Origin of the sequence: Vibrio salinus (genome assembly GCF_021272385.1) — a bacterium.
GTDB classification, from domain to species: Bacteria; Pseudomonadota; Gammaproteobacteria; order Enterobacterales; family Vibrionaceae; genus Vibrio; species Vibrio salinus.
The window spans coordinates 592351-604291 of sequence record NZ_JAJSDZ010000009.1 but is presented as its reverse complement, the minus strand read 5'-3'; the positions used below and the strand labels follow the sequence as shown (position 1 = coordinate 604291).

Sequence of the window (11941 nt, the reverse complement as noted above, 5' to 3'; positions counted from 1 at the left end):
ATGTCATTTCAATCGCCATCAACATTAACCGACGATCAACTCTCTATATCACAGCTAAAAAATCAGCTGGACCAATTTGCTGAATACCAGAACACCTTATTTGCCCAACGTCATTCCGTAAGTGAACTGGTTTTTGGGCGATCGCATTACATGGATGAACTGCTACAGCGATTATGGAAAAAGTATCAGTTTGACGATGATAAAATGGGCCTTATTGCCGTAGGCGGATATGGCAGAGGAGAACTTCACCCGTTATCGGATATCGATATTCTTATCTTATGCAAAAATAAAATCTCACCAGAAATACAAACGAAAGTCAGTGACTTTATTACTCTGCTATGGGATTTAAGACTTGAAGTCGGTCACGCCGTCAGAACGGTCAATGAATGCTCCGACATTGGAAGAGAGGATTTAACCGTTGCCACCAATCTTCAGGAAGCTCGTTTACTCACCGGAAGCAGTGACCTCTTTTATCAACTAAAACTGGTTATCCTTTCCGAATCATTCTGGCCGACAGAAGCTTTTTTCAGAGCAAAAATACAGGAGCAGTCAGAACGACATGCCAGATACCATGATACGACCTATAATCTGGAACCGGACATCAAATCAACTCCGGGTGGGCTCCGGGATATCCATACTCTTGGCTGGATAGCAAGGCGTCATTTTGGCGCAACCTCGTTACTTGAAATGAGTAACAATGGCTTTTTAACAGATGCAGAATACCGGGAGCTAACGGAATGTCAGGACTTCTTATGGCGTGTCCGGTTTGCTCTGCACATGGAGCTGAAACGTTACGATAACCGCCTGACATTTGCTTATCAGGCTCCCGTAGCTGAGCGCTTAGGGTTTTCCGGAGAAGGTAATTTTCCGGTTGAAACAATGATGAAAGAGTTTTACCGGACACTAAGAAGAGTTGCCGAACTTAACCGAATGCTGATAAAGCTCTTTGATCAGGCTATCTTAAATGACGGTGAAGAATTTGATCCGGAAATCATTAATGACGAATTCCAAAAACGGGACAATCTGATCGAAGTCAGGATTCCTCATCTGTTTCAGGATAAACCAGAAACCATTCTGGATATGTATATCCAGATTGCCAATGATTCAACAATTGATGGCGTAGCCCCTACGACTATGCGTGAGCTGAGAACCGCGCGCCGCCACCTGAATACTTTTCTGTGTACCATTCCGGCTGCCCGTGACAAGTTTTTAGAACTGGTACGTCATCCTAACTCACTCAACAAAGCATTCAGCCTGATGCATCAACATGGTGTCCTTGCGACTTACCTGCCCCAATGGAGCCATATTGTCGGACAAATGCAGTTCGACCTATTCCATGTATATACCGTTGATGAACACAGTATCCGGTTATTAAAACACATTAACCGCTTTTCAGATCCCGGCAATCAGCCCAAACATCCAATTTGTTGTGAAGTCTTCCCCCGCCTGCAAAAACGGGAAATACTCATCCTTGCCGCTATTTTCCACGATATAGGCAAAGGAAGAGGAGGTGATCACTCAGAAATCGGCGCCGTCGAAGCCTATGATTTCTGTATTGACCACGGGCTATCAAAACCGGAAGCGAAACAGGTATCCTGGCTGGTCAAAAATCACCTTCTAATGTCCGTTACAGCTCAGAGACGTGATATTTACGATCCTGAAGTTATCTTCGAATTTGCAAAAATAGTCAGAGATGAAGAATATCTCGAGTCCTTAGTTTGCCTGACCGTTGCCGATATCTGTGCAACTAACCCGGAACTCTGGAACAGCTGGAAACGAACATTGCTGGCAGAGCTTTTCTATTCCACTCAGAGAGCTATGCGCCGGGGACTTGAAAATCCGGTCGATGTACGGGAACGTATCCGACATAACAAGCATCTGTCCTCAGCATTACTACGTAAGGAAGGATTCACAACCAGAGAAATCGATGTCATCTGGCAAAGATTTAAAGCCGATTATTTTCTGCGTCATACTCATAATCAGATTGCCTGGCAATGTTCACACATTCTAAACAACCCGGCACCGGATACACCAATGGTGCTAGTGAGTAAAAAAGCAACCCGGGGGGGGACTGAAATTTTCGTCTATTGCAAAGATCAGCATGCCCTCTTTGCAACGGTCGTTGCCGAGTTAGATCGACGGGGATTCAATGTTCACGATGCTCAAATTATGACCAGCAAGGATGGCTTTGTTCTTGATACGTTTATCGTGCTGGACCAAAACGGAGATACCATTGATGAAGAACGCCATGATAGCATCATCAAAAATATCCGTAATGCATTAGCGAAAGGCACACCATCCTTGCATAAAACCCGCCGGACACCAAGCCAGCTACAACATTTTACCGTTAAAACACAAGTGGATTTTCTGCCAACGAAAAGCAAAAAACGGACACCACTGGAATTTGTGGCGCTAGATATGCCAGGTTTACTGGCAACAGTCGGAGCGACTTTCGCTGAGATGGGTTATAGCCTACTTGCCGCAAAAATAACAACAATGGGAGAAAGAGCCGAAGACTTATTCATTATCACAACTAAGAATAACCGGCAGCTTAGCGAAGAAGAGCAGACAGAGCTCAGAGAAAAATTAACCGAACATGTCGATGAGCTGGTGCGGAATTAATTTTAATCCCAAAATTTCAGACACAAATCACCATTCCTCTCGGTAAAACTTGGAGTCATAACCCATAATAATTAAGAAGTGAGTAACAATTAGTATGGCAACGAGACTCAGCCGAGAGGTCACCCTATGTATCAATATCTCACTGATTTAGGCATTCAAGAACCTAGCAAAATACAAAAATATACACTCCGTCAAGAAGCACTTTCTGATGTGCTTAAAATTTATTTTTACAAACAAGAAGGAGAACTATTTGCCAAAAGTATTAAACTCAAATATCCACGACAAAAAAAAACCATACTCGTCGACAGTGGAACGCATCAATACAAAGATGTAACCGAAATAAACCGAACCCTGACACTGGTTTTGGATGAGCTAAATGAAATTACTGAGGCACACAAACTGACAGAACATGACTTGCAGAAAAAAATACTTAGCGATCTAAAACACTTAGAAAAAGTGGTCATCGCCAAAATTAACGAGATTACCCACGATGTCAACCGCTTACATCATTAGTTAACAGAAAAAACAAACCAGCAGTGGGGAATCATTATCCCCACTGCTTTCAAAAATACAGATGCGTGAACCATAAAGTAAGACCCGCTGCAATCCCCGCCACAATATCATCGATCATAATACCGACGCCACCATGAACGTTTTTATCCAGCCAACTGATAGGCCAGGGTTTAAGCATGTCATAAATACGGAAATAGATAAAACCAATCGCAATCCAATGCCAATCGAAAACAGGCAAATTAAGAAGGGGAACCACCAGCATGGTTATCCAAAAACCAACAAACTCATCCCAGACAATCGAGCCATGATCATGAACCCCCATATCTGAAGACGTTTGAGAACAGATTTTCACGCCAATAATACTCGCGAAAACTAATATCAGAATGTAAAGCCACGCAGGAAAATGAACCAGTAATAAATAAAAAGGTATAGATGCCAGTGTTCCGGCTGTCCCGGGAACAACCGGAGATAACCCACTGCCAAACCCTGTTGCTAAAAGATGCCAAGGGTTTGATAAATTGATTTTGGATAACGGATTGTTATTCATTCTTTCCTCAGAAAATGATCGTATCCGGCCAACTGCCAGTTCACTTTTGTATGATTGAAATACAAAGACAGCTCATCACCGGCCTGAATTTGTCCGATGCAGGTATAGCGGGTTCCGGTATACGCCATCGCACTTTCCAAAGATACCCGGCTGTAATCAGGAATAGTAAAACAGAGTTCGTACTCTTCGCCACTGGTCAGGGCATATTGGAATGCCTGTTCTTTATTATACTTAACAAATTCTAACAGTTCGTCCGAAACAGGGAGAGACTCCAGATTTAACCGGGCTCCGACACCGGAAGCATTGAGAATGTGTCTTAAGTCAGAAATCAAACCATCTGAAATATCAATACCGGAAGACGCAACATTAACCAGGGCTTGCCCGGCTAAGACTCTCGGCGTTGAAAGATAATGCCTTTTTTCCAATTCGTCACCTGCTGGATGGCTTCTTAGATCCGGATTTAAAATAACATCCAACCCGGCCTTGCTATCCCCCAGCTCTCCGGTCACATAAATCCAATCCCCGACTTTCGCGCCACTTCTCAGAATAGCTCTTTCGAAAGGAACAAATCCCTGGATGGTAATTGTTATACTCAGAGGCCCTTTGGTTGTATCCCCTCCAATAAGGTGGATATTATAATAATCTGCCAAGTCAAAAAAAGCCTGACTAAAAGACTGAAGCCACTCGTTGTCTGCCTCAGGCAAAGTAAGTGCTAGTGAACACCAGGCTGGCGTGGCACCCATGGCAGCTAAATCACTGATATTAGAAGCTAATGCTTTATGCGCAACCCATGCAGGGTTTGCCCCGGTCAGAAAATGAGTCCCGGCAACCAAGGTGTCTGTCGTAATGGCGATTCTGGAATTATCCGGCACTCTGACAATGGCGCAGTCATCCCCAATATCAAGATCAACATCTCTCCTGACACTTTGCTTATGACTAAAATAAGCCTTAATAATATCGAACTCACCTGACATATATCACACCAACTGCCTGTAAAAATAATGAAAAGTGCATAGCCTGTTATCAGCCTTCCCCAATAAAAAAGGTCAGCATCAGCTGACCTTTTTTATCATAACGGTATTACTTTTGACGAACATGTGGTGCAGCTTTATCTAACACACCATTAATAAACTTGTGACTTTCTTCCGCAGCAAACACTTTTGCTAACTCAATAGCCTCATTGATAACCACTTTATATGGTACATCCTGACGACGTGTCATTTCATACATAGCAAGACGAAGCAATGCCAATTCCATCATATCTAAATCCTGCATAGGGCGGGATACGTAAGGTCTTAATTTGCTGTCCAAATCCTGATGAGCCGTAACCACACCAGCCAGAAGATCTTTAAAATAATCCACATCCGTTTCTGGTGCTGACAGTGACGGCTCCGATGAACGATGTTCTTCATCGTCATATTTTTCGTTTGCTAAAAACTGCGCTTCAATTGTCGCTACATTCTCTTTAGTTATTTGCCAAGAATAAATAGCTTGTAAAGCAAACTGACGTGCATTACGACGTGCGGCTGGTTTCACACTGGCCCCCATTAGGAATCAATTTCAGAAAGAACATTTATCATTTCAAGTGCGCTTAGTGCAGCTTCTGCACCTTTATTACCAGCCTTGGTACCTGCGCGTTCGATCGCCTGATCGATGGTATCTACAGTCAATACACCGAATGCTACCGGAATACTATATTCAAGCGAAACATGTGCCAGACCTTTATTCATTTCACTACACACATACTCAAAATGAGGTGTGCCGCCACGAATTACAGAACCAAGAGAAACAATCGCATCGAACTTTTTCGTTCTGGCTACACGCTGAGCCACAAGAGGAAGTTCCACCGCTCCCGGGCAACGGACAACAGTTATGTTGTCATCAGATACCTGTCCGTGACGCTTTAAAGTATCGATTGCACCAGATAGCAAGCTTTCGTTGATAAAGCTGTTAAAACGAGAAATAACGATAGCAACTTTTGCATTTGGTGCTGGCAGAACACCTTCGATAACTTTCATAAGCCTACCTTTAACACTATTCATATGTGAGAATCGCCGGATTCTAGCATAAATACTCACGCAATATCTATTGCTAATTTGTCTGCTGTTACTAAGACTGTCTGACAAAAAGAATAAAGCGATTCACACATCAATCATAACCAAATTAAAAATCAAAACGCTTGCTGAGATTTGTTTGTCCTAACAAACAATATACTCAACAACGTTCAATCCAAAACCACCTAAAGCATGATACTTTTTATTAGCCGAGGATAAAAGTTTCATGTCTTTTACACCCAAGTCAGCCAGGATTTGAGAACCGACACCAACCCGGCGTGAAGTCCCCTGTTTTTTTGCCATCGCAGGCGCTTCACCTTTATCCTGCAACTCATACATTTTCACCCGGTGAACCAGTAAATCAGAAGATTCTTCATTACCAAGTAACACCAGTACCCCACCTTCAGAACCGATTTTCTCCATCGCTTCATCAATACTCCAGCTACGGTTGGCATTCCGATCGCTTTTTAATACGTCCGTAAACGTATCAATTAAATGAACACGCACAAGCGGGGTTGAATTCTGGACTTCACCATTAACGAGCGCATAATGAACTTGCTTATCGATCGTATCTTCATAAGTGACAAGTTCAAATTCACCATACTTTGTTGGTAACGTACATGATGCCACTCTTTCAATCGTAGTTTCAGTATTATTACGATATTCGATCAATGATGCGATGGTGCCAACTTTGATACCATGTTTTTCTGAAAACATTTCAAGATCCGGACGGCGGGCCATTGTGCCATCTTCTTTCAGAACCTCAACAATGACAGACGCAGGTTCCAGCCCGGCCAGACGAGCAAGATCACACCCGGCTTCAGTGTGTCCGGCACGGGTAAGTACACCACCATCCTGAGCGGCCAGAGGGAAAATATGACCTGGCTGGACCAAATCAGCCGCTTTGGCATCCGGAGCAACTGCTGTTAAAACCGTTGTCGCCCGGTCTGCCGCTGAAATTCCGGTCGTTACGCCTTCGGCAGCTTCAATGGATACCGTGAAAGCGGTAGAAAACTGAGCCGTATTGTCTTTCACCATAGGAGACAAACCAAGGTGATGACATCGCTCTTTGGTCATCGTCAGACAAATCAGTCCCCGTCCATGAGTCGCCATAAAATTGATAATTTCAGGTGTTACCTTTTCAGCAGCAACAATAATATCGCCTTCATTTTCACGATCTTCGTCATCCATCAGAATGACCATTTTCCCCTGACGGATGTCTTCAATAATTTCTTCTGGTGTGCTAATCGCCATTGCTCTAATCCTGTAAAATTCTCTGGTATAAAAATGTTTTCTAAGCCCTTTATTGGGCATTTAACATCATGCAAAACCATTTTGTTGTAAAAATTCCAAGGTAACTTTCGACGACGGTTGGTCGTTATCCTGCCGAGACGTCAATAACCTTTCGATATATCTCGCCATCACATCCACCTCAAGATTCACTTTCTGACCTACCTGAAAATGATCAATGGTTGTCTCTGATAATGTGTGTGGCACGATAGTTAACCTGAATGCATCTTTCCGCAATGCATTAACCGTCAAACTTATACCATCAACGGTAACCGACCCTTTTTCTGCGATATATTTCGACAGCTCTCTCGGGTACCGGACCCAAAACTCAATAGCACGACCTACGTGATTTCTTTCAACCACCTCACCGACACCATCGACATGTCCGGAAACCACATGCCCCCCAAAACGGCTGGTCGCCAGCATAGCTTTTTCAAGATTTACCGAATCCCCAACCTGATATTGTAAAAAGCCGGTTTTATTTAATGTTTCTAACGAAAGATCCGCTGAGAATGTCATTTCAGACAGACTGATGACCGTCAGACAAACGCCATTAGTCGCGATACTATCGCCTAACTTAACATCCATCATATCCAATTTTTCTGTATTCACCTTAATGGTGACATCTTCCCCTTTCGGAGTAATAGCAGCTATCGTACCCACTGCTTCAATAATTCCGGTAAACATAACTATTACCCTAATTTATATAAAGGCTTAGCAATCACCCGCAAGTCTTTGCCCACCATTCGTATATCGGTAAATTCCAGGTCAATCACATCTTTCATACTAGTGAAACCAAAAGTTCCGAATAACCCCTTACCATCACTTCCCATCATTTTAGGCGCGAGATAAATAACCAGCTCATCAACCATTCCAGACAGAATCATAGAGCTGGCTAGCGTAGCTCCGGCTTCAACCCAGATATGATTAATATGAAGATCATTGGCCAGAGCATCCATCAATTTACTCAGGTCTAACCGGCCCGTACTGTCCAAGGGAACAACCACGTCGGCCTCTGATTCTGCCGCCGTCAAAGCAGCCCCGCCACTCTGAAACAGGGCCATATCAGGTTTTAGACGGTGTTGTCGGTCAAGGATGACCCTAACCGGCTGTCTCACTGAATGATCGGGATAACTTTCCTTAACTGATGAAGGTAAGTCACTCCACCGGACATTAAGGGAGGCATTATCGGAAATCACGGTTTGACTTGTAGAAAGAATGGCACCGGCCTGAGCCCGAAATTTCTGAACATCCTGACGGGCTTCAGCAGACGTAATCCACTGGCTTTCTCCGTTATCTAAAGCAGTTTGTCCATCGATACTGGCGGCCATCTTCAACTGAACCCAGGGACGTCCTGACTCCATTTTTTTCAAAAAAGCCCGGTTAATGTGTCTCGCATCCGCCTCCAGCAAACCGACTCTGACATCGATGCCGGCGTCTCTCAGCATCTGAATTCCCCGGCCGGAAACCTGAGGATTCGGATCCTGCATAGCGCAAACAACCTGACTAATGCCGGCATCAATCAGCCCTTTTGCGCATGGCGGTGTTCGGCCGTAATGAGAACAGGGTTCTAACGTCACGTAAGCCGTTGCTCCCCTGGCTTTATCTCCGGCCATTCTCAAAGCATAAACTTCAGCATGCGGTTCTCCGGCCTTAAAATGACAGCCTTCTCCCACAATTTTATTCCCTGATGTAATCACGCAGCCTACATTGGGATTAGGATGAGTCGTAAATACCCCTTTTTTTGCTAACGATATAGCACGGGCCATCATAAGATGATCAAAAGAAGAAAACATAGTCATAACATCTTAGTCTTCAAGCTTCGCAATTTCTTCACCAAACTCCCGGATATCTTCAAAACTGCGATATACAGAAGCAAATCGTATGTACGCAACTTTATCGAGCTCTCTAAGCTGCTCCATAACCAGATTACCAATCATTTCGCTTGGGACTTCCCGCTCACCGGTTGCCCTGATCTGAGATTTAATCACACTGATAGCCAACTCAACAGCATCAGCACTGACAGGACGCTTTTCCAAAGCCCGGTGCATACCACTTACCATTTTATCTTCATCAAACGGCTCTCGGTTTCCATTGGATTTGATAACCCGTGGCATCACAAGCTCTGCTGTTTCAAACGTTGTAAACCGCTCACTACAGGCTAAACACTGACGCCGGCGACGAACCTGATGACCATCAGCGACTAAACGTGAATCGATAACTTTGGTATCATTTGCTGAACAAAATGGACAATGCATGCAACCTCCTGACCTGAGCGATGATAAAGCTTTTCAGCTATTCATCAGGTGACGATTAATTTAATAACTCTGGGACGGAAGTGTAACGGAAACGGATGAGTTAGTGAAAGGAAAAGGGGCTGATATGCCCCTTTTTAAAGATTTGAAACACAGAAATCAGCTTCGGACTAAATAATCCGCTCTACCTACCCATTTATAGCTGGTCAGCTCTTCCAGCCCCATTGGCCCCCTGGCATGCAGTTTTTGAGTTGATACCGCCACTTCAGCCCCCAAACCAAACTGAGCACCGTCGGTAAAGCGGGTTGATGCGTTTACATACACCGCAGCAGAACCGGCAGAATTAATAAACAGCTCTGCATGATTCAGATCATTGGTCATTATGGCATCGGAATGACTCGCATTATGAACCCTCATGTGTTCAATAGCCCCGAAGACATCGGTAACAACTTTTACGCCTAAAACATACCCCAGCCATTCAGTATCAAAATCACCATCAACAGCCGGGCGTTGCTTTTCTGCTTCAGTCATATAAGATTTGGCACTTTCATCGACAACAAACTCAACTGAATCCTTTAATTTACCGGCTAATTCAGACAAAAATTCCGCCGCTACTTGTTCATTCACTAATAAAGTATCTAAAGAATTACAGGCGGATGGCCGCTGAATTTTCGAATTAATTACCACATCGACAGAACGTTTGATATCCGCCGAATCATCAATGTAGATATGACTGATACCAAATCCGCCAATGATAACCGGAATCGTGCTGTTTTCCTGACACATTTTATGCAATCCGGCTCCTCCACGAGGGATAATCATATCAACATATTGATCCAGTTTAAGTAACTGAGCCACATATTCTCTATCTGGCTTTTCAATATACTGAACGGCATCTATTGGTAATTCAGCTTTCTTCAATGCAGCCTGAATAACCTTAACCAGTTCCATATTTGAGAAAAACGTTTCTTTACCGCCTCTTAAAATACTGGCATTACCGGTTTTCAAGCACAGTGCAGCAATATCGATAGTCACGTTTGGTCTGGCTTCATAAATAACTCCGACAACCCCCAGCGGTACCCGTCTTTTACACAAGGACATGCCGTTTTCGAGAACATAACTGTCAATTTCGGCCCCAACCGGGTCTTTAAGACTAATCACATTTCTGACATCGTTAGCAATTGCAGTGATACGTTCTTGTGTCAGAAGTAAGCGATCTAAAAGGGCTTCCGTTAACCCAGCCTGTCGCCCCAACTGAATATCTTTTTCATTCGCAGTCAGAATGGTTGCTGCATTTTGCTCCAGCTCATCAGCAATCAATCTTAATGCTTTGTTTTTCTGTGCAGTCGAAGTTGTCGCAAGCTGAAAAGCGGATTCTTTAGCCGCTTTCCCTATTTTGATTAAATCCACAATCACATTCCCACTGTTTCTTAAATTATCACCATGTCATCACGGTGAATCACCTCTGCACCGTAATCATGACCTAAAATAGTATCAATATCTTTACTGTGTTTCCCGGAGATTTTCTCCAGATCTTCTCTTGAGTAAGCCGTAATACCTTTAGCAATCAAATGGCCTTCCTGATTGTACACTTTTACCACATCTCCCCGGGCAAACAAATGACCATCTACTTTTACAATGCCCTTTGCCAATAAACTACTTCCATTTTGCACCAAAGCATTAACAGCGCCATCATCGACAAAAATATCTCCATTGGACAACGGTCCGGCTAAAATCCAACGCTTACGGCTCTCCAGTGCTTCCTCAATGGGGAGAAATTTTGTTCCCTGCGGAATATCATTTACCGAATTCATAATAACATTCGGTGCCCGTCCGGCAGCAATAATGACTTCAATACCGGCACGTCTTGCTATATCAGCTGCGTGTAGTTTTGTTGCCATACCTCCGGTACCCAGTGTTGTTCCACTTCCTCCGGCGATTTTACGTAATGTATCATCGATGGTCTTAACTTCTCTGATAAGCTCTGCATTCGGATCTTTACGTGGATCTGCGGTAAACAGCCCCTTCTGATCAGTAAGAAGCAATAATTTTTCAGCACCACACAAAATCCCGACAAGAGCCGATAGATTATCATTATCACCTACTTTAATTTCGGAAGTGGCCACCGCATCGTTTTCGTTCACGATAGGAATGATATCGTTCTCAATCAGTGCATTAATCGTGTCTCTGGCATTCAGAAACCGCTCCCGATCATCCAGATCGGCCCTGGTAAGTAACATCTGACCTATTTTGATACCGTAGATATCAAACAGAGATTCCCAGACCTGAATCAACCGGCTTTGACCGACAGCGGCCAACAGTTGTTTACTTGACATTGCGGGCGAAAGTGCGGGGTAATTCAAATGCTCTCTTCCGGCAGCAATAGCTCCTGAAGACACTAAAACCACAGAATGGCCTTGTTTTTTAAGTTCTGCACACTGTCTGGCCAACTCAACCATATGAGCCTGATCCAGCGCAAGCGTGCCTCCGGTAAGAACACTTGTCCCTAACTTAACAATCACAGTTTTGGATTGTTGAGTTTCTCCACTTCGATTTGTTGTCATGATAGCCCAATATAAAGAAAATCAGAGACAACGTTTTAGCAATCAACGGAAGAATAAACAAGAACAAAAGGCACTTATTTGTGCCTTTTTGATTTA

At 43.7% G+C, this 11941-nt stretch carries 12 protein-coding genes; 2 read left to right on the top strand and 10 right to left on the bottom strand.

What is annotated here, in order from left to right; genetic code table 11:
* Positions 1–2622, top strand: a complete 2622-nt coding sequence (gene glnD, locus LRQ06_RS10935) for a bifunctional uridylyltransferase/uridylyl-removing protein GlnD (RefSeq protein WP_232766359.1) — start codon at positions 1–3, stop codon at positions 2620–2622.
* A 126-nt stretch (positions 2623–2748) separates the two neighbouring features.
* A complete protein-coding gene (locus LRQ06_RS10930; RefSeq protein WP_232766358.1) occupies positions 2749–3135 on the top strand; it encodes a DUF3461 family protein in 387 nt (128 codons plus the stop codon).
* A 49-nt stretch (positions 3136–3184) separates the two neighbouring features.
* Here LRQ06_RS10930 and pgpA read toward each other — a convergent pair whose 3' ends face one another.
* The 10 genes from pgpA to proB form a co-directional block, all read right to left on the bottom strand.
* Positions 3185–3682 carry a phosphatidylglycerophosphatase A gene (gene pgpA / locus LRQ06_RS10925; RefSeq protein WP_232766357.1) on the bottom strand — a complete coding sequence of 166 codons (498 nt, stop codon included), beginning with the start codon at positions 3680–3682 and terminating at the stop codon, positions 3185–3187.
* Positions 3679–4656, bottom strand: coding sequence for a thiamine-phosphate kinase (gene thiL, locus LRQ06_RS10920; protein WP_232766356.1), 978 nt, complete (start codon positions 4654–4656; stop codon positions 3679–3681). Before thiL ends, pgpA begins: the two co-directional genes overlap by 4 nt.
* A 106-nt stretch (positions 4657–4762) precedes the next feature.
* A complete protein-coding gene (gene nusB, locus LRQ06_RS10915; RefSeq protein ID WP_232766355.1) occupies positions 4763–5230 on the bottom strand; it encodes a transcription antitermination factor NusB in 468 nt (155 codons plus the stop codon).
* A complete protein-coding gene (gene ribH, locus LRQ06_RS10910; RefSeq protein ID WP_232766354.1) occupies positions 5230–5700 on the bottom strand; it encodes a 6,7-dimethyl-8-ribityllumazine synthase in 471 nt (156 codons plus the stop codon). The genes nusB and ribH overlap by 1 nt, the downstream gene beginning before the upstream one ends.
* Before the next feature lie 180 nt (positions 5701–5880).
* Complete coding sequence (gene ribBA, locus LRQ06_RS10905) at positions 5881–6990, bottom strand: bifunctional 3,4-dihydroxy-2-butanone-4-phosphate synthase/GTP cyclohydrolase II (RefSeq protein ID WP_232766353.1); 1110 nt, start codon at positions 6988–6990, stop codon at positions 5881–5883.
* A 66-nt stretch (positions 6991–7056) separates the two neighbouring features.
* Entirely contained in the window at positions 7057–7713 is a 657-nt protein-coding gene (locus LRQ06_RS10900; protein ID WP_232766352.1) for a riboflavin synthase, read from the bottom strand.
* Between the two features lie 5 nt (positions 7714–7718).
* Positions 7719–8828: a bifunctional diaminohydroxyphosphoribosylaminopyrimidine deaminase/5-amino-6-(5-phosphoribosylamino)uracil reductase RibD gene (gene ribD, locus LRQ06_RS10895; RefSeq protein ID WP_232766351.1), complete on the bottom strand. Its 1110-nt coding sequence runs from the start codon at positions 8826–8828 to the stop codon at positions 7719–7721.
* A 6-nt stretch (positions 8829–8834) separates the two neighbouring features.
* On the bottom strand, positions 8835–9284 hold the full coding sequence (gene nrdR, locus LRQ06_RS10890; RefSeq protein ID WP_232766350.1) for a transcriptional regulator NrdR: 450 nt from the start codon (positions 9282–9284) through the stop codon (positions 8835–8837).
* 156 nt (positions 9285–9440) lie between these two features.
* On the bottom strand, positions 9441–10691 hold the full coding sequence (locus LRQ06_RS10885) for a glutamate-5-semialdehyde dehydrogenase (protein ID WP_232766349.1): 1251 nt from the start codon (positions 10689–10691) through the stop codon (positions 9441–9443).
* Positions 10692–10711: 20 nt separating this feature from the next.
* Positions 10712–11845 carry a glutamate 5-kinase gene (gene proB, locus LRQ06_RS10880; RefSeq protein WP_232766348.1) on the bottom strand — a complete coding sequence of 378 codons (1134 nt, stop codon included), beginning with the start codon at positions 11843–11845 and terminating at the stop codon, positions 10712–10714.
* Positions 11846–11941: the final 96 nt, after the last annotated feature.